Below are 19,866 nucleotides of genomic sequence, written 5' to 3' on the forward strand. Positions count from 1 at the left end.
TTTGGAACGGATACCTAATCAATGGAAAATGATGAAGCTAAAAGCCCTCGGTTAATTCACCATAATGAAAATAAAAAGACCATCCGCCATGAAGACTTTATTGCAGGAATCGCCAAAGGTTTGGCTATTCTGGAATGCTTCGGTCCCGAACGACACCGCTTGAATATGAGTACCGCCGCTGAAAAAACCGGCATGACCCGTGCTGCTGCACGACGCCATTTACTCACATTAGAATACTTAGGCTATTTGGATTTTGATGGGCATTACTATTATTTATCCCCCAAGATTCTAAAATTTTCAGGGGCTTATCTGGATGGCTCTACACTTCCAAAAATCTGTCAGCCCTTATTAAATCTTTTAACCAATCAAACCTCATTGATTTATTCAGTGATGATTTTAGATGGTTATGAAGCAATTACCATTGCCCGTAGTGCAGCTCACCAACAAACTGATCGGGTCAATCCTTATGGCTTACATTTAGGTAATAGACTCCCTGCCCATGCAACTTCTGCTGGAAAGATTCTGCTTGCACATTTAACGCCCGAACAACAAAAGCGCTGGCTGGAAAAATATCCCTTAAAACGCCTGACCAAATATACCCATACCGAAACTGAGCTATTTTTAGAATTACTGCACGAAATCAAGGAACAGGATTGGTGCTATTCCTGTGAAGAACATGAACTGGGCGTACATGCTGTGGCTGTCCCTATATATGACTCCAATGCCAGCGTCGTTGCTGCCTTAAATATCGTGTCTCCGACCATGCGTACCACCAAAGATTATTTAATTGCGCATATTTTACCTTTGCTCCAGGAAACGGCGCGTGATTTGCGCCAAGTGATTTAACCCACCCTTTAAATTCAAGGCAAAAAAATGCCACATCTGGAATGTGGCGAAAGGTGTACTGTGTATACGGGTCATGTCCGTGTGTTTAAATTAATTACCCCAGCTTAAATGAATATTAATTTTTCAACTTCACACATCGAGATTGATGTGACTGGCTAAAAAACACGCTGGATCAATCAGACAACTTACAGATCAAGTACCAGTTTTTTGCCTTTGGCACGCGACACGCAGATCATCATCGACTGCTGTGAGGCTTTTTCATCATCACTGAGATATTGGTCAAAATGTTCAGCTTCACCCTCCAGAATCGTGGTTTCACACGTGCCACACACTCCTTCACGGCATAAACACTCCACATCTATATTGAGCAATTCAATTGCTTGTAAAATGGTTTGATTGCCTTGAACTTCGACTTGCTGATTGGATTTTGCCAACACCACCGTAAATGCTTCCCCCTTTTCAGGTACAGTTGAAGCAAATTGTTCCCAGTGAATATATTCATCACGATAACGATGGTAATTGCAACGATCAATCACCGCATCAATCATTGGCTTAGGTCCACATACATAGACATGCGTGCCTTTGGGTTGAGACCCAATCAGTTGATCTAGATCAAGACATTTTCCATCTGAGTCCACATAGCTAAATATATGTTCGCCATGTTTTTGTTTTAACTCTTCCAACAGTGCTGCATGCTCTGGGGAACGATAGGCATAATGCAATTCATAGTCGGCACCGCGTGCAGCCAGTTCATCCATTTGCGGTACAAACGGCGTAATCCCGATCCCACCCGCAATCAGAATATGTTTCTCGCCATCTGCCGCCAATGGAAACAAATTTTTCGGTTCAGAGATCAGAATCTCGCAGCCTTCATTACACTGATCATGCATAAAGACTGAACCGCCCTTACCTTCGACATCCTTGCGTACACAGACTTGATAAGTCGACAGATCTTGAGCACAGCTCATTAATGAATAAGCATTGGACAACTGATCATTCATTTTCACAATGATATGACTGCCGCCATTAAACTGAGGGAAATTTTGTCCATCCTGACGTTTAAATGTGAACCGCTTAATCAATGGAGTCAGTTGCTCTACACAAGTGACCACTGAAGGGAACATTTCATAATGACTCGCCATGTCTAAATCCTCTTTACCGCCTGCTGCTCATCCCAGCATTTTCTATTTTTAAACGCAAATGGCCTGTTGGACCGATTATTCAGCGTATCCCAACAGGCTGTATTGCTATAATCCTAAACACATATACTTAATGGTCATGAATTCTTCTAAACCGTATTTAGAACCTTCACGCCCCACTCCTGACTGTTTAACACCACCAAATGGCACGACTTCGTTGGAAATAGCGGTGGAATTCATCCCGACCATGCCATATTCCAGTTGCTCAGCCACACGCCAAATCCGTGAAATATTTTCGCTATAAACATAAGCGGCCAAACCAAAAATCGTATCGTTGGCTTGTGCCACCACATCGGCTTCGTCTGTAAAGCGAATTAACGGTGCAACGGGGCCAAAAATTTCTTCCTGTACAATGTCCATATCACGCGAAACATCGATTAACACCGTCGGTTCAAAGAAAGTCTGACCCAATGCATGCTGTTGACCACCGCACGCCACTTGTGCCCCTTTTTCACAGGCATCATCAATCAGCTGTTTGGCTTTCACTACCGCCTTGTCATTGATTAAAGGTCCGATCTGCACATTCGGCTCCAAACCATTGCCGATTTTGAATTTCTGTACTTCTTGCACAAATTTCTCGGTAAAGGCCTGATAAACCTGGTCATGGACATAGATTCGATTGGCACAGACACAGGTTTGGCCAGCATTACGGAACTTGGCAAAGATTGCGCCTTGTACCGCTTTATCCAGATCGGCATCATCAAACACGATCAAGGGTGCATTGCCCCCCAGTTCCAGCGCCAGTTTTTTAATGGTGCCTGAACATTGCTGCATCAATAAACGACCGACGGGTGTAGAACCGGTAAAGGTCAGTTTTTTGACTTTTTCATGGCTGGTAAAGACCGAACCAATCTCTTGTGATTTGCCTGTCACCACATTAATGACACCTGCTGGAATACCGGCCATTTCTGCCAGCTTGGCAATTGCCAGTGCACAATACGGCGTTTCATTGGCAGGTTTGATCACGATGCTACAGCCCGCTGCCAAAGCAGGCGCTGCTTTACGGGTAATCATCGCAATCGGGAAATTCCACGGCGTAATGGCGGCAACCACACCCACAGGTTCTTTGGTCACAATAAAACGCTGCTGACTGTTGGTGGTTGGAATCACATCGCCATAAACACGCTTGCCTTCTTCGGCAAACCATTGAATAAATGAAGCAGCATATTTCACTTCACCCAAGGCTTCGGCTAAAGGCTTACCCTGCTCAATGGTCATGATCCGTGCCAGCTCATCCGCGTGGCTCAAAACCAGTTGATACCAAGCCAGTAACAGGTCTGCACGTTTTTGTGCCGTTAATCCTTTCCATGCTGCTAAAGCCTGATACGCCACTTCTACCGCTTGCGTAGCTTCCGCTGCACCCATATTTGGAATCTGGCCAATTTCTTCACCCGTCGCCGGATTGGTCACAGGGATTGTGGCACTGGATTGTGCATTGACCCATTCACCATTGATCAATCCGCGTTGTTGAAATAATGGACTTCCTTGCAAAGTTGACATGTCATGATCCTATTGATTGAAAGCAAGGTACGGTTGCGTCCCGCACCTTAAATGACTGAATAGCTGATACGCGATTATTTGTGGTATTGCGCAACAAGATTCTGGAAATAGGCAATGCCATGCTCACTGATGCCTGAACGTTGCTTGTCGGTCATAATCCGGCCCTGACCACGATAACCCCGTGATTTCAAGCCACGTTGCACGCTTTCAACCAGTTCCAGATCTTCAGGACGGAAGACATTGCGATACCATTCAATCAAGTCTTTCTGATCTTGGGTCAATTCCTCATTGGTGAAGAAAATGTCATAGTGCTGCAAGGTAGTTTCCGCATCCATCGGGAACTCGTAGATCACGGTCATGAAGTTTGCACCGGGTGGCACGTTAAACATGGTGCACGGCCAGGTCCAGAAACCGCTAAAGGTCGGGTCTTTCACCGATGGATCAAGCTTGAATGACTTTTCTGAAGAACGTGCATAACCATACTGCAACGTCCAGTTCTGATGAGTGGTGTGCCAGTATTTATCGACCTGCACTGAATCGGCGAAACCCGGATGTGCTGGACCACAGTGATAACATTCCAAATAGTTATCCACGATCACTTTCCAGTTGGCAGGTGTTTCCGTTACGAAACGTGCCGCCAGTTTCAGGTCTTTAATCACCGCACAGGCTTCATTCAGTTTTTGTGCAAATTCAGGCAACTGATCTTCAACACAAGTGGCATTTTCATCCATATTAATAAAGACAAAACCGCCATATTCTTCCACTTTTAACGGCACCATGCTGGAGTTTTGCTTGTCAAAAGACTCGACATGATCACAGTTACGCGCCAGTGCCAAGCTCCCATCTAGCTTAAAGGTCCATGCATGATACGGACAGGTAATCACGTTTTTGGCTTTACCGCTACCGCTTAACAGCTCATGACCACGATGTGGGCAGACATTATAAAATGCACGCAATACACTGTCTTTGCCGCGAATCACGATAATGTTTTCACCAATGACCTTACGGGTAATATAGTCATTGTTCTGGTCAACTTCACTGCCATGTGCCACGCAAATCCAGCTTTTCGCAAAAATTTCTTCTTTTTCACGCTCAAATACCTGAGATGAGGTATAGAACACTTTGGGGAATGTCCATGCAACATCTGGGTTTGAACAGAAATCTTCTGGTAATTTTTCAACTGCATTCATGGTTTTACTCCATTAAACTCTTTTGTCCTAACGACCGTTTTATCAAAATTGGCTGATGTTCAAATCACTTGAACATTTGCTTTAACGAACTCAGCATGTGCTGATATAAATCCTGCACCACAGGACAGTCCCGTACTAAACGTAAACTGCCATGCAGTAATCCTTTGCCGAGATAAAACTCGGCAGCAATATTGGCTTGTTTTAACTTGTCCACGAAAATACGTCCGTCGTCACTCAGTGGATCGTATTCAGCCACCGCAACAAAACTGCGCGGCATGTCAGAAAAATCCTGTGCGTTCAATGGCGCTAAACGTGTATCTTTCCAGTCGCTTGCGTTGGGTGCATATTCCTTCAGGTAATAATGCATTTCCTCGAGCGTCAGTAACGGTGCATGTGCATGCTGCTGGCAAGACGCGGTATCAAAACTGCTGCCTAAACATGGATAGATCAAGGCCAGTCCGCAGGCCTGTTTCCCTGTATGTTGCAACTGAACCGCCAGTGCTGCGGCTAGATTGCCACCTGCACTATCACCTGCTAACACAATCTGCGCTGGATTGATGTTCCAGTCTGCCCCATGCGTGCGCAGCCAGTAATAGACCGTTTCACAATCCTCATAAGCCGCAGGAAAATGATGTTCGGGTATCAAACGGTAATCTACGCTCAGTACCGCAACATTCAGATCACGGCTTAAATAGCGGGTGATAAATTCATGTGAATCCAGATTGCCCAGCATCCAGCCACCACCATGGATAAACAGGATACACGGCCAACCCTCCGCGGGTGCTTCGCCTAATGGTGAATACAACCGAACATTCACTGGATGAGTCGCATGCGCAACGGTTTTATCTTCAATATGGACTGACCCATCGCGTGGCAAGGTGTAGTGCAGGCACATCGCATCATAGGCTGCACGTATCGAATCAATATCGTTATCCGCGGCTGAATAAATGCTGCTCCAGTAGACTAGGCTTTGCATTTCTTCGCTTAACTCATAGCGCGTGTTCGGTTGCTGTGTCATGACAATTCCTTTTGACTGCTTTTATGGGCCAGTGCGGTTGCCGCAATATCAATCTGCATCTGTTGATTTGGGTCAGTATGCTCAAGCGCGTCCAGATCACTAAAGCTGCGCTGTTCAATCAAATGCGATGGCACTTTGGAATAATCCTCAATCAACCATTTCACTAGACCATAGGTCTGCACCAGAATAATCACAATAAACGGTAAGGCAGTCACAATGGTGGCCGTTTTCATGGTGTCTAAGGGTGCCTTTGAGAAAATCATCGCAATCGGCACCAGGGTTAACATCAGACACCAAAACAAGCGCGCATTCGGAGATGGATCTTGCCCTTCACTTAAACCACGGGTACAGGTTGCAGACACCGCATAGCCCACCGCATCCATATGTGCAGCAAGAAAAATCACCATAATGCCAAGGAACAACCACATCATCAGTTTGCCCATTGGCAATAAGCCGAGTAGTTGACCAATCGCCACTTCCCCGCCTTGCTGACTCAAGATGTGCGGAACATTGACCATACCGTGAATAAAGCTATAGACACTGTAATTCTCAAATACTCCGAAGATGAACCATAAACCAACACTTCCGCCGATGACCATGGCAAGAATCACTTCTTTAATGGTGCGTCCTTTAGATACACGGGTGACAAACAACGCCACGCCCGGTGCATAAGAAATCCACCATAACCAGTAGAACACCGTCCATTCACGGGTGAATTTTCCATCGCCCATCGGGTCGGTAAACAGGCTCATATCGACAAAGTTAGTCGCCATCAGTCCAAAACTCATCAATGAATTATTCATAATGAATTGGGTTGGTCCAAAGCACAGCACATAGATCGCAAACAGCACCACGCCCAAACACACCATATGACTCAAACGCTGCATGCCTTTATCCATACCGACATAGGAGCTGAGTGCAAATAACACCGATACCGCTAAAATAATGATCACTTTGGTCATAAAGGTATTGGGAATACCCGTGAGTTGCGACAGAATGTTGGTAAAGGTGACCGCAGTCAAAACCAGCGAAATGGTCAAGGCACCAAACATACACAGCAAGAACATCAGGTCGACCACACGTCCAACAGGTCCTGTCGCTTTAAAGCCAGTAACCGCTTCCACCATTGACGCTAAGCTCAAGCCTTTATTCTTTCTGACATGGTAGCTATAGCACAGTGAAATCGATGCCAAAGCATAAATCGACCATGCACTCAAACCAGAGTGAAAGAAGGAATAAGCCACGCTGTATTTCAGCGCTTCAGCTGATTCAGGAGCTAAATTCAAACCCGGTGTTTGATAATAATAGGCCCAGTCCAGAAAGCCCCAGTACAAGGTAGATGACCCAATCCCCGACAAAATGAACATGAAAATCCATGACATGGTGCTGTATTGGGGCTTACCTTCACCCAGCTTGATTTTGCCGTATTTACTAAAGGCCAAACCGAAGGTAAAAATAATTGATAAAAAAGCAAATAACAGGACTGGCGTGGTAAATACCGACGTGGTCCATTGCATCCATTTTGCTGCCAGTTGTATTGATTCAGATGAGTAGATTGCCAGACCAGCCACCGAAGTAAATACAACGGCCAGACTGGTGATCGCAAGCGTCTTATCTGTATAAGGTTTTGTAATTTGATTATCCATATCTATTCAATCCATCTCGGATAGTGACTATTCCCTGAGGGGTACTTACTCCATCGCGAATAAATCCATTTTTTGCTGAGTCACACAGGCTGCAATCGCATCACCCACTTCATAAGTCTTGGCAGTTCCACCGACATCAGGTGTTTTCGGGCCATGCACCAACACATGCTCAATCGCCTGCATAATCTCCTGTCCTGCCTGAATCACCTGCTCATCTCCATCTGCCAAGAAATCCAGCATCATGGCACCCGACCAGATCGCTGCAATCGGGTTGGCAATTTGCTGGCCGTAAATATCGGGTGCTGAACCATGTACAGGTTCAAACAAGGACGGAAACTTACGTTCAGGATTCAGGTTAGCCGAAGCCGCCAGACCAATGGTGCCGGTACATGCAGGACCTAAATCCGACAAGATGTCACCAAATAAATTCGACGCCACCACCACATCAAAACGCTCAGGCTGTAGAACAAAACGCGCCGCTAAAATATCAACGTGTTGCTTATCTGCCTTGATATGCGGATAGCGTTTCGCCATTTCATCAACTCGTTCATCCCAATACGGCATGCTCACCGCAATCCCGTTCGACTTGGTTGCAGCCGTGATTTTCTTAGCCTCACGCTGGTCGGCAAATTCAAAGGCATATTTCAAAATGCGATCCACACCGTGACGAGTAAATACCGCTTCCTGCAACACAAACTCACGATCGGTGCCTTCAAAGGCTTTACCACCAATGGCAGAATATTCACCTTCACTATTTTCGCGCACCACATAAAAATCGATATCGCCCGGTTGCTTGCCAGCCAGTGGACATTTCACCCCTGGCATTAACCGGACCGGGCGTAAGTTCACATACTGATCAAAACGACGGCGGAACTGCAGCAATGATCCCCATAGTGAAATGTGATCCGGCACCTTTTCAGGCCAACCCACCGCACCAAAGAAAATTGCATCATATTCCTGTAAGACTTCAAACCAGTTATCCGGCATCATTTTGCCGTGTTCAAGGTAGTAATCACAGCTGGCCCAATCAAAGCTATCCATTTGAACTTGAATGCCATATTTGTCTGCTGCTGCCTTTACAACCTTGATGCCTTCTGGTAGAACTTCTAAGCCAATTCCATCGCCTGCAATCGTGGCAACTTTATACTTTTTTGCCATAACGCTCCCTTACACCTTTGGTTAATATCCTGAGTTGTAAACATGCTGTTTTCGACAGCAATGATCAATAAGAAAACTATCACCCCAATGGACACGGATCGTGAATAATCTACCTAACCTATCGGATTTAAAGGTTTTTTGCACAGTCGCCAAACGTAAGAGTTTCGTCGACTCAGCGGAGGAGCTCGGTGCTTCACCTGCATTTATCAGTAAACGCATCAATATTTTAGAAACCAATCTGAACTGTAAACTGTTCCATCGCAGTACCCGTCATGTCAGTTTGACCGAAGATGGCAAACTGATTCTGGACCGGGTCTCCAATATTCTGGATGAATTTGATGAAATCAGTGAGCTGGTGAATAACCCCTTAAGCACGCCCACGGGTCATCTCGACATAGTCAGTAGCTTCGGTTTTGGCCGTAAACATGTTGCGCCCATTTTGTCTAAACTGATGACCATGTACCCCAAACTGGAGATTCAGTTTGATACCATCGACAACACCAAAGACCTGATCCAGCACAGCATTGATCTGGATATTCGCATTGGCAATGACATTGCCCCGAACATGATTGCCAAAAAACTGGTGCCGAATTTCCGGATTTTCTGCGCTGCGCCCAGCTATTTGTTGCAACAAGGCATGCCTGAAAGTCTGGACGATTTGCGCAATCATGATTGCTTGACCATCAGTGAACGAGATCAATCCTCAGTGTTATGGAAATTACGCCATCCTTCGGAAGATCGTTCGGTGCATGTCACACCACGTTTTATTTCCAATAACGGCGAGATTATTCACCAACTGGCAATTGAAGGACATGGCATTATCTTACGTTCGATCTGGGATGTGGCAGATGAATTGATTAGCGGTCAGTTACAGCATATCTTGCCTGAGTACTGGCAAGATGCTGATGTCTGGGCAGTGTATCCTTCACGTTTAAAAAGCTCATCTAAATTACAGACCTGTATCCTGTTTATTCAAAATGAACTGATCAACCGTTTACAGCATATTCAGAATCTAAGCCGTGGTCAGTTGATCCAACCGATTGAACCGATCAATCCCAATACCGAGAAAGTATTTCTATAATTGCGATAAGCTGCCGGCTTTCTTTTTTCAACTCTATCATGCACATTAGCAAGATCATAAATCAGCAGGCAGCGTATGAGCACGGCAATATTTGGCCTTATTTTACTTGCGGCAACATGTCACGCCACATGGAATGCCATTGTAAAAGCAGGGACAAATAAGTTTTTAACCACGGTACTGGTTACGGCATCCGCAGCAGTTTTAGCCGCACTCCTGCTGCCCTTTTTTCCCATACCGCATCGCGAAAGCTGGCCTTATATTCTAGCTTCAACCGCAATACAGATTCTGTATTTTGGTATGGTGGCTAAAATCTATCGTGTTGCCGATATGGGGCTGACTTATCCCTTAATGCGTGGCACAGCACCGCTGATTGTTGCCGTTTTAGGCACCTTGTTGCTGCATGAACAACTACAATTCAATCCATGGCTAGGCATCATTACCATTTCTGTCGGCATTTTATCGATGATTCTGGCTGCGCCCAAAACGGGACGCAAAGGTATTGGTCTGGCCTTAGTCAATGCCGTCCTGATTGCGGGTTATACCTTGCTGGATGGTCATGGCGTTCGCCTTGCAGGATCAGCCATTGCCTATATCCTATGGAGTTTCGTGCTCTCAGGACTGATCTTTTTTATGTTTGCCCTGAAAATGCAGTATCGTCAGATGGGTGCGTATTTTCGCCATAATTGGCATTTAGGTTTAATCGGTGGAATCGGCTCATTTTTCTCTTATGGCTTGGCACTTTGGGCAATGACGCTTGCACCGGTTGCGATTGTTGCCGCACTAAGAGAAACCTCGATTTTATTTGCCACGCTGATCTCGATCTTTATTCTAAAAGAGCGCATCAATGCAGTACGGATTATCTCTTCGTGCATCATTTTAATCGGGGCTTTGATCTTAAGAACCGCCTAAACGAAAAAACCAGTCTATCGCAAACAGACTGGCTCATTTTCCAAGCTGGATTTAGAAATAATAACCCAGCGATAAATAGAACAATTTATTCCATTGATTGCTGTCACCTTGTGCCAGTCCATCTGCGCCACTGCCCGTCATTGGGTCATTGCGACTCCAGATATATTCACCCTGTATGCCGACTTTTTTATAGTTAAAATATAGACCTGCGATTAAGCGATCCGAATCTTGATAGCCTGCTTCATCTTTATAAAAACGGCTATACGACACATAAGGTTTAATATTTTCTAACTGATGAAAAGGCTCGGCAAAGGTGTAGTTAATTTCATTGGCCATATATTTACCTTTGTTGGCCACTTGATAAGGATAGTCAAATGCGCCAATGGTCGAACTTTTTGGCAAAAGATCATCTGCGTTTTTAATGTCCTGCTCGCCTGCCAGGAACAACCATTGCCATGCCTGATAATTGGTGGTGCTAAAGATACTCCAGGTACTACGATGCCCATCTCGGTTGCTGCGGTTATTTTCCAACTCCGAATACCAGTAAGAACCACCAATTTCCGTGGAGAAATTCTGGGATTGATCTAGCTCAAATTTTCGGGATAAACGCGTCACCCACATATTCTTTTCATCAATATCAGTGCCTTGGGTCAGATCATCTGCCCGCACAAAGTTGCCGCTATAGCGACTGGAATCCTTGGAGGTACCTTTGTAATTACCACCATCGGTCGGGTAAAAACCGAGAATAAAGTTATATAGATTGTCCTTAAACTGGTACTTCACCCCAAGATTTTGAATGTCTTCCAGTCCTACGGTATTCAGCAAAGTTTCATAATAACTATTGCCCCAGAGTCGCCCAAAGCCAAAATCAACCGATTGAAAACCGACTGTCAGCCGTTGCTGATCTGAAAATTTATAGCCTGCCCAAGCATCTTTTAAAAATAGTGCATCGCACAAGCGGTCATACTGGTAGCAACGTACATCCATCGATGCAATCCAGTTCGGGTTTTCATAACTCAAGACCGCCTTGATATCGGCCAACCGCCAGTCATCATTTTTGGAGCCTTCATTGGCTTCGACAATATAGTCTTTATGGATATAGCGGGTACGGATGGCACCTGTCAGTTTCAGTTCACCCGCTTGGGTTTTTGGGTCACCGATACTGATATCGGCGGCCCAGACTGGCGTATTGGCCAAGACACCCATTGAACCCAAGAGAAGCAGTGCTTTTTTCATTGTTGTACGTCCTTGTTTAACCTCATATGAAAATGAAGAAATTCACGCTGACAAACAATGCTTAAACTATAAAGTCGGTCTTTACGGAATGTGTTTAATGGGACAGGATTCGAGTTGCTGAAGCTATGTGCACACAGATTAAAAAAATTTAATTCATGCCATAGATAGCTTCAGCTTTTTTCATGGTTTAAAAATTTACGGTAGAAATCTCTTCTACAACTTTTAACCCTTGCTGTGTTTTTTTAACCGAGTACATATTCAAATCAATTGAGGAGGCTAAGCCAAATTGAAGTCGTGTGCTCAAAAGAATTGAAATGTTACTGCTGTCATTTATCAACTGCGGCTCAAGTGTCTGTAGATGATCTGCGAACGCTTGGGCAAAAAATGAATTATTAAGTTTTATTGGATCATTGATCTGTACATCAAATAAAATGAGTTGAGTCTCTGATTCTTCATCCGTTTCTGAAATCCGTTTTACATGAATAATTTCTGGTTGAATGTCCTTAAACTTTTTAATTTCAACAGTATTATTGCGGTCAAACAAATTGAAAGAAGAAATTCCAATGCCTAAACCCACCAACGCAATCAATGCTGCAAAAATCTTATGCTTAGTCCACATCTCAGGAACTTGCTGTCCTTGATCATCTTTTTTTAAATTAATCACCATTGAACCCACAACGAAGTCATGAATTGAACGACGGTTTTGTCGGTTAAAAATATAAAAATAAATAAGCAGGATTTGTAAGCAGACCAATAACAGGTTGAATAATTCAGATAACAGTAAAATCGGAAAATAACCACTTAATGATATGAGGCAGGATGGCGCAAACAAGATGGCTGAACGAAGCAATGATGGGATTACAGCAAGATCTTTCCCATGTGTGTCAGTCACTTTGATTTTTAAAAGCTGTTTACCAAAAGTTTGTCCGGAATGTAAGTGGCTGTTTAACAATCCAAAATATAAAATAACAAAGGCATATCCAATAAAAATAGATATAACTGGAAATGGATACATAAACTCAGAGAGAAGTCGAATTGTACTCCAGCAGAAACCTCCTACCAGTAATAAATCAATAAGAAAAGCGAATGATCGACGCCAGAAACCAGCGATATAAGAAAATTTTACAGAAGACAAAACTTACCCTTTATAATTAATCAACATCTATACTTTAATTACTTAAACAGTAATTTAGGATTATACAAACACCTTGATAAAACTTAAATTATATTTAAAAAAATTAGATATGTTACATTTAGTAACCTACATTTAATAATATTAAAGCTTAGACTTCCAGTAGTTTTCTTTTTCTGTATTATACTTTGGACTTTTTATATCAGAGTAAATATCAACCAAAAGCTGTATTGCTGCTTTATTTTTATGCATTGCTGATTTCTCTGCATATTCAATAGATTTATTTAGATCTTGATTAGTACCATTTCCTGTATAATATTTAAGAGCAGCATTATATTGTGCTTCATGATTACCATTATTCGCTGATTTTAAAAACCAATTCATCGCCTGAATAGGATCTCTTACAACCCCTTCACCTTTTTCAAAATTGAGAGCCACATTATTTTGAGACTTGATATCTCCTTGCTCAGCCGCCTTCATAGACCAATAAAAAGACTGCTCTAAATCTTTATTTACTCCAGTACCAGTATATAGTTGATAAGCTATAATTTTCTGAGATTGTAAAAATCCTAATTTTGCTGCTTTCTGGAAATATTGATACGCTTTACTCTTATCCTCAGTAACTCCCACACCATCATAGTAAGCAACACCAACATTATGTAAAGCAACGATATTATTTTTTTCTGCTGCTCTTTTATACCATAATAAAGCTTTTTGATTATCAATTTCTTTTACGTAACTTGATCCATCCTGGTATAAAAGGCCGAGCTGCAACATAGCCTCATCATTACCAAGATTTGCAGCCTGCTCAAATAGGTGAAATGCCTTTTTCTGATCATCAAAGCTATCACTATTTGTTGCATAACTAGATGCAAGTATAAATAAAGCTTTAGAGTCACCTTTTTGAGCAGCTTTTTCTAACTCTTTTTGAGATGAAAATCCTGAATTTGATACTTGAGAATCTAATGCCTGATTACTCCCCTCACTGCAAGCGGATGTAAAACCTATTAAGGCAATAAATATCAATCTAAGCTTCATTAATAATAACCTTATATTTCATCTTAAATAATGCGTTTAAAAACTCCGAAGCAATAACAACTCATATCTACTCCCGCTCAAATTATACCTTTAAGGAAAAATAAGTTTCAAACCCATTAAGTTTAATGGGTTTTCTTTTTAACAAGATTAAAATATTAAATTTTAGACTTCCAATATTGTGCTTTTTCTGGATTATACTTCGAACTACTCTCATTAGCATAAATAGAATAAATTAATTTTATGGCAGAATTACTTCCATTATTAGCCGCCATTTCCGCATATTTAAGGGCCTCATCTAAATTTTGTCCAACACCTGCACCATTATAATATTTAAGTGCAGTATTATATTGAGCTTCGATCTGCCCATTTTCTGCTGCACGTTTAAACCAAGTGAGTGCTTTAATTGGATCTTTTTGAACCCCTTCTCCTAACTCATATGAAAGTCCTACATCATTTTGTGATTCTACATCACCTTGCTCTGCTGCCTTTAATGACCACTTAAATGATTCCTTCAAATTTTTATCGATGCCATCACCATTATATAATTGAGATGCCACAATAGTTTGAGACTGTAATAGGCCTGATTGAGCTGATTGAATAAAATATTTAAATGCTGTAGCTTTATCTTCTTTAACACTTAAACCTTTATAATAAGCCAAACCCACATTATGAATTGCAGAAGGATTTCCACTTTTAGCTCCCTCTTTAAACCACATCAAAGCTTTTTGATCATCTTTTTCTACAGCATCATTACCATTGCGATAAATCAAGCCTAGCTGTAACATTGCATTAGAAGAACCTAATTTGGCAGATTTTTCAAATAATTCAAAAGCTTTTTTCTGATTAAATTCAACACCTTCACCAGTAGCATACATGGAACCTAACACGAATAATGCTTCAGGATCATTCGCTCTTGCCGCTTTTTCTAAATCATCTTTTGTCTTAAAGTCAGAAATTTCTTTATAGTCTTTGGTTAAAATTCCAGATTTATTATTCTGCCCGCCTTCACTACATGCTGATGTAAGAACAACAAAAATCATTAATAAAATACGAAATTTCATTATTAACTCCCCAATTTAATAGCAAACTACTATTTCAACACAATCAAGTATTACTTAATTTTCAATAGTTTATTTACCACCACCTCATAAAACAGCCCACTTAGCACATGATTCTGTAATATCTCACTTCATGACTTAAAGTTTAATATTTCCCCAAATCTAAAACCTCTCTAAAGAAAATTAAAGCAAAAATATAGAGCAAACAATAAAAAAAGAAAAAAACATTAAAAATCATCCATTTAGGAAAATTTTCAATTAATCTAATAGCATTAATAAAATTTAAATTTGGATAAATATACGTAGGACTACTTTCTCCTTCTTTAAAAAAAACATTTTTTCTTTTTTAAGAATTTTTATTTCGATAATATATGAAATAAAAACTCTTGCAAGACTAGAGGTAAATATAAAAATTTCCTCCAAACTAAATTTTTCTATATATTCTCCATCATTAAACAGGAGCTCACCAATATACCTTTTATTATCAATAATCATTTTCTTAGAAAAAAAATAATAAAACAGTAATAAAATTATATTAAATACCAATGATAAAAAGAATATTTTTTCAGCCAAATTTAGCTCATTCAAAAATTGCATTTAACAGATACCTACTTTATTCGCTACTATATCTTTTGTAATATCACCAGTGTATTTACCACCAAAGTAAGCAGCAAGAGCAATTACAACTATTGCTCCTCCTCCAATACTACCAACAATCAAAACAGCACTAGCTGATGCAACAGCCCCTCCAACCAATTCACCAGTAAATTTTGCTGTTTCAACATATATCACTTTTTTGGTAAGCTCTATAGTATCAGATATACATCTCTTAAACTTATACTAATTCCATTATTGCAACAGAATTTTTGAAATAAATAGGCGCTAAAAATAAATATATTTAACAGACATTAAAAACCTAAATATATTAGGAAATCAGCAATAGACTCATAGAAAAAAATGTGATTCCAAAAATAAAAACAAACAAAGATAAGATCTCAATTATAATAATTTGTTTTTTAAATTTTTTACATAAATAAATAACATTATCCTGATATAGATTTGGATACAAGCTTGGACTCTTTTCTCCACGTTTTGCAAAATACGGCATCTTTTCATAACGTTTGTATGTTATAAAATATGAAAACCACATCATGGAGAATATAAAATTAAGTTGTAGTACCTTTTCAAAAGAAATTCCCACCTCATCTAAATACTCTTCAATACCATATATTTTTTCAGAAAGTTCTTTACTATTTTTCTTTATAAATAATAGGTTATATATATATGTATATAAAATTAGTATTAAGCCAATAACAAGCAAGCTAATTAAAACGCTACCATAAAAATCAACTAATTGACTTTCCATTAGCATACCCCCGTTCTTTTTTTGAGTTCATCCTCAACAAAGTCTGCACCATATTTACCACCGAAAAGATACCTACTCCCACTTCAACAGCAGAAATCTTGAAATAAAGAGGTGCTGATATATGTAAACAACTTTTTTAGAGATATCAAAAACCTAAATTTATAATATAATTTGCAATATATTTGTAAAAAAACATTATTACCCCTATCAATATACAGAAGACCTCCAATATTTCATGAATAATAATTTGCTTTTTAAATTTCTCGCACAAATAAAATACATTGTCCTGATAAAGATTTGGATATAAGTTTACATTCTTTTCTCCACGCTTGACGAAATAAGACATCCGTCCAAATGATGGATATTCAATAAATCTAGAAAAAAACATAAATGAAAAGACAAAACTTAATTTCAATACAGTCTCAAAATTAACTCCAACATTATCTAAATATTCTTCAATACCATAAATTCTTTCAGAGAGTTCTCTACTATTATTTTTAATAAATATATAATTATAAATAAATATAATTAAAAGCATTATCAAAACCAATCCTATTGAACCAAAAAGGATCCAAGCTTCGTAGATGACTAATTTTTCATTCATTTACATATACCAGTAATATTTTTTGATACATCTTCAGCAGCATCTCCAATAAACATTCCACCACCAATCATTCCTGCACCAACAACAGCTGTAATAGTCAAGGAAACAGGTAGGAATATTGTATATCCAATTACTCCAGCTGCAGCACCAAATAATTATCTCTTTTCAATCAAAACTAAACCTTTTCAAATAAACTAAAGAAAGTTCCAAAAATCAAAAAAAGTAAAGAAAATAAGAAAATAAAATATTGGATAAAGAAAAATAATGGATAATTTTTCAAAAGTAAGAATAGTTGATTTTTATTTAATGGATAATAAAAATTCTTATCATATAATTTTTTAAAAGTGATTCCTCTTTTTATATTTAAAATTTCACGCCAAAAAACTAAAGGTAAAATACTTATAAAAAAATAATTAAATGGCTCTAGTGGAAGCTTAAAATATGCTTCATCTTTAAATATTATTCTTAGAATCCCTCTTAGATTCATTGAAATATAAATATACAAAGAGATTGAAAGAATAACAAAAAGAATTAACGAAAAACCTCCTAGCATAGCAAAAGGAATTGTTTTAAATAAATAAATAATTGTCTCAGTCATATTAAACTACTTTTTTATATTTTCCAGTTGGTTATAAACAGCCTCACCAATTTCTCCTCCTTTTTCACCACCATACCACCCTAATCCAGCAGAAAGTGCTGCCGCTAACCCTAGTACCACCAATGAAGTCCCTCCTGTAGCAACAGTTAATACAATAAAAGCTCCTGCTGCTCCTCCAGCAATTCCTCCAGCAATTTTAGATACTTCTACTACAGTGGTTTTAGTTTTTTCCTCAGGTTTCGCATTGGCAATTGCATCACCTGCATTATAAACATCAATTGCTAAAAATAAGTATCCCCCACCTTTAATGACTTTGCTCATTCTCCCTAACTCAGCCATTTTTTCTACATACTCTTTCATACCACCTTTATAAGTTGTTCCTCTGGCCAAGGAGGATTGACTAATCATACGTCGCATATTATTAGTTTTGATAGACTGATCCCACTTAAAAATTCCTTTTGAATATTCATGATCTAATTGCTTATATAAATCACTATATTTACGCCTAAAAGCCTTAAAGTTTTTAGGATTTGCTAGTCCTGATCCTTTTGCTCTTTCTTCAGCCATTTTTAACGCTAATTGACCATGAATTTTATTCATTCGTGTGGTCGTACCTTCATGAAATGCTAAAGTTGCATCAATTCCACCTTTAGCAATTGCTCCCCATGCTATTCCACTATCATTTGAAGGATTTTCAAATTTTTGAACTAAAGGATGGTCATTATTTTCAAAGATATTCTTATATGTAATCTCCGTTCTGCTATCACTCAAGGCGTCATAAAAAAATTCATAGTTCTGAGCGAAGAATCCTGCATCAAAATTTTTATCTTTTTTCATAAGCTCAATATTAGTCTGAGCTTTTTGTGCATCATTCTTATATTTTTGCAATTCTTTTGCTGATGTTGAGTTTGAAAGAATCACTACCATCCCTGGGGTCAGAAGCCGAATAGGTGCTATATTTGAAATATGTGGGTTGTTTGCTCGGAGTATATCCCAATCTGATGCGTTTAAAGGCTTTTTAAAAACTCTTTTTGACCAATCTAACATTGTTTCAGTTTTTTTAATTAAATACCAAGCCACCTCTCCATCATTCAAATAAATTTCTTTAATATTTTGTTTTACCTTCTCAGCTATTTCTATAGTCATCTTAATAGTAAAGGTACTATGCGTTTTCTTATTTGGATAAGCTTGTACAGCAATTTTTTGTAGGATTTCACCCCGCAAATAGACTTCATAAAACAGAGTGGTATTTAAATTATATATTTGGGTCCAATCCGTTAATCCTTGGTCATCAAAATTACCTTCAAATATAGTTTTTTTCTTAGTCGCATTATTTATTACAATAAACTTATAAGTTAAATCTTTTAATTTTAATGGAGTCTGAACAGTTAGTTTTAATCGACTGAAATGGCTCTTCATTCTTGTTCTCCTGAGTCTTCTTCACCAGCTTGTTCAATTTCATTCATCATCACGCGGGTTGCAATTTTTTGAGCCGATGATGCTGTTTTTAACTTCATAAAGCCATTCTCATCTGTTTTTCCCTTCTGAATATTGCCATCTTCATCAAATAATAAGTAAGGTTTATCAGTCATAACCTGACCTTCTTTATTTTTCACTAGATATTGAAGAATAAAAGGGTTATCCATTTCAGGTAAAACAGGTATTTTAGGGGATATAGCTGCCCCACCCATAAACAAATGCTGCCCAGCCTTCACCTCAAACTTGCCACTGGTCACAGGGAAAATCCCTGAGCCATTCAGCTTGATCTGAGAACCACCCGCAGTGATCACGATTTCTTTCGGACTGGTAATTTCAATCCGATCTTCAGTTGAAATAATCTGGATGCCTTGCTTGGCCAGTAAATCCATGCCATCTGACTGCGCCTGAACCTCAAACTTACCTTTCGCAGCCACCTGTTTAATTCCATTCTGCGCAGCGAATACACTGATTCTGTTTTGTGCATGCGTAATCAGGTTCTTCTGCGTGCTTAAGTTGATACTGTCGCCTGCAAACTGGTTGATCTGCCCGTCCGCAGAGAGATGAATATCCTCACTGGTACTTAATCCAATACCCGCAGGTGAGTTCAGCAATAATAATGATTTTTTAAATTGCGCAATCTTTTCTTGAATCTGCTCAGTGAATTCTTTGAGCTGATCCAATGATTCAATCTCATCGGTCTGCTGGTTTTTGGCGACTTCACTCAGCGCCTTGGCATTGTTTTGATTGCCTTCCAGCTGCTGTTTAGCAGGCTGTGCATCCAGATGTTCACCTTGCGCTTGATCCTGCT

General features: G+C 39.8%; 20 protein-coding genes. 3 read left to right on the top strand and 17 right to left on the bottom strand.

What is annotated here, in order from left to right:
* The first annotated feature begins 21 nt into the window (after positions 1-21).
* Complete coding sequence (gene pcaU / locus ACNQO6_RS15645) at positions 22-846, top strand: IclR family transcriptional regulator PcaU (RefSeq protein ID WP_440209573.1); 825 nt, start codon at positions 22-24, stop codon at positions 844-846.
* Positions 847-1,031: 185 nt separating this feature from the next.
* Here pcaU and cntB read toward each other — a convergent pair whose 3' ends face one another.
* The 6 genes from cntB to ACNQO6_RS15675 form a co-directional block, all read right to left on the bottom strand.
* On the bottom strand, positions 1,032-1,988 hold the full coding sequence (gene cntB, locus ACNQO6_RS15650; RefSeq protein WP_343580445.1) for a carnitine monooxygenase, reductase subunit CntB: 957 nt from the start codon (positions 1,986-1,988) through the stop codon (positions 1,032-1,034).
* Between the two features lie 105 nt (positions 1,989-2,093).
* On the bottom strand, positions 2,094-3,545 hold the full coding sequence (locus ACNQO6_RS15655; protein WP_440209574.1) for an NAD-dependent succinate-semialdehyde dehydrogenase: 1,452 nt from the start codon (positions 3,543-3,545) through the stop codon (positions 2,094-2,096).
* 74 nt (positions 3,546-3,619) lie between these two features.
* Entirely contained in the window at positions 3,620-4,735 is a 1,116-nt protein-coding gene (gene cntA, locus ACNQO6_RS15660; RefSeq protein ID WP_343580448.1) for a carnitine monooxygenase subunit alpha, read from the bottom strand.
* Positions 4,736-4,799: 64 nt separating this feature from the next.
* Positions 4,800-5,753 (bottom strand): alpha/beta hydrolase, encoded by a 954-nt coding sequence (locus ACNQO6_RS15665; protein ID WP_440209575.1) that lies wholly within the window; start codon positions 5,751-5,753, stop codon positions 4,800-4,802.
* Complete coding sequence (locus ACNQO6_RS15670; RefSeq protein ID WP_440209586.1) at positions 5,750-7,405, bottom strand: BCCT family transporter; 1,656 nt, start codon at positions 7,403-7,405, stop codon at positions 5,750-5,752. The genes ACNQO6_RS15665 and ACNQO6_RS15670 overlap by 4 nt, the downstream gene beginning before the upstream one ends.
* Positions 7,406-7,444: 39 nt before the next feature.
* A complete protein-coding gene (locus tag ACNQO6_RS15675; RefSeq protein WP_343580451.1) occupies positions 7,445-8,557 on the bottom strand; it encodes a tartrate dehydrogenase in 1,113 nt (370 codons plus the stop codon).
* 100 nt (positions 8,558-8,657) lie between these two features.
* On the opposite strand from ACNQO6_RS15675, the gene ACNQO6_RS15680 reads away from it, so the two are divergent.
* Together ACNQO6_RS15680 and ACNQO6_RS15685 are read left to right on the top strand one after the other, a co-directional pair.
* Entirely contained in the window at positions 8,658-9,638 is a 981-nt protein-coding gene (locus tag ACNQO6_RS15680) for a LysR family transcriptional regulator (protein ID WP_440209576.1), read from the top strand.
* Between the two features lie 75 nt (positions 9,639-9,713).
* A complete protein-coding gene (locus tag ACNQO6_RS15685; protein ID WP_440209577.1) occupies positions 9,714-10,547 on the top strand; it encodes an EamA family transporter in 834 nt (277 codons plus the stop codon).
* 51 nt (positions 10,548-10,598) lie between these two features.
* On the opposite strand, the gene ACNQO6_RS15690 is transcribed toward ACNQO6_RS15685, so the two are convergent.
* From ACNQO6_RS15690 to ACNQO6_RS15740, 11 genes are all read right to left on the bottom strand, one after another.
* Complete coding sequence (locus ACNQO6_RS15690; protein ID WP_343580457.1) at positions 10,599-11,783, bottom strand: porin; 1,185 nt, start codon at positions 11,781-11,783, stop codon at positions 10,599-10,601.
* A gap of 187 nt (positions 11,784-11,970) precedes the next feature.
* Positions 11,971-12,918, bottom strand: coding sequence for an RDD family protein (locus tag ACNQO6_RS15695; protein WP_440209578.1), 948 nt, complete (start codon positions 12,916-12,918; stop codon positions 11,971-11,973).
* A gap of 141 nt (positions 12,919-13,059) precedes the next feature.
* Positions 13,060-13,953, bottom strand: a complete 894-nt coding sequence (locus ACNQO6_RS15700; protein WP_343580460.1) for a tetratricopeptide repeat protein — start codon at positions 13,951-13,953, stop codon at positions 13,060-13,062.
* Positions 13,954-14,108: 155 nt separating this feature from the next.
* Entirely contained in the window at positions 14,109-15,014 is a 906-nt protein-coding gene (locus ACNQO6_RS15705) for a tetratricopeptide repeat protein (protein WP_343580461.1), read from the bottom strand.
* Positions 15,015-15,293: 279 nt separating this feature from the next.
* The gene (locus ACNQO6_RS15710; protein WP_440209579.1) at positions 15,294-15,608 is read right to left on the bottom strand and encodes a hypothetical protein; all 315 of its coding nucleotides are present in this window, start codon (positions 15,606-15,608) and stop codon (positions 15,294-15,296) included.
* On the bottom strand, positions 15,609-15,803 hold the full coding sequence (locus ACNQO6_RS15715; protein ID WP_343580462.1) for a hypothetical protein: 195 nt from the start codon (positions 15,801-15,803) through the stop codon (positions 15,609-15,611). It abuts the gene before it with no gap.
* Between the two features lie 133 nt (positions 15,804-15,936).
* The gene (locus ACNQO6_RS15720) at positions 15,937-16,377 is read right to left on the bottom strand and encodes a hypothetical protein (RefSeq protein WP_440209580.1); all 441 of its coding nucleotides are present in this window, start codon (positions 16,375-16,377) and stop codon (positions 15,937-15,939) included.
* Between the two features lie 145 nt (positions 16,378-16,522).
* A complete protein-coding gene (locus tag ACNQO6_RS15725) occupies positions 16,523-16,981 on the bottom strand; it encodes a hypothetical protein (RefSeq protein ID WP_075168164.1) in 459 nt (152 codons plus the stop codon).
* A gap of 175 nt (positions 16,982-17,156) precedes the next feature.
* Positions 17,157-17,579 carry a hypothetical protein gene (locus ACNQO6_RS15730; protein ID WP_343580467.1) on the bottom strand — a complete coding sequence of 141 codons (423 nt, stop codon included), beginning with the start codon at positions 17,577-17,579 and terminating at the stop codon, positions 17,157-17,159.
* Positions 17,580-17,585: 6 nt separating this feature from the next.
* Positions 17,586-18,998, bottom strand: a complete 1,413-nt coding sequence (locus ACNQO6_RS15735) for a hypothetical protein (RefSeq protein ID WP_440209581.1) — start codon at positions 18,996-18,998, stop codon at positions 17,586-17,588.
* Positions 18,995-19,866 (bottom strand): DUF2345 domain-containing protein (locus ACNQO6_RS15740; protein WP_440209582.1); only part of this gene is annotated, 872 nt, incomplete at its 5' end. The genes ACNQO6_RS15735 and ACNQO6_RS15740, both read right to left, overlap by 4 nt.

It is taken from the genome of Acinetobacter calcoaceticus, from assembly GCF_051947995.1.
GTDB lineage: Bacteria > Pseudomonadota > Gammaproteobacteria > Pseudomonadales > Moraxellaceae > Acinetobacter.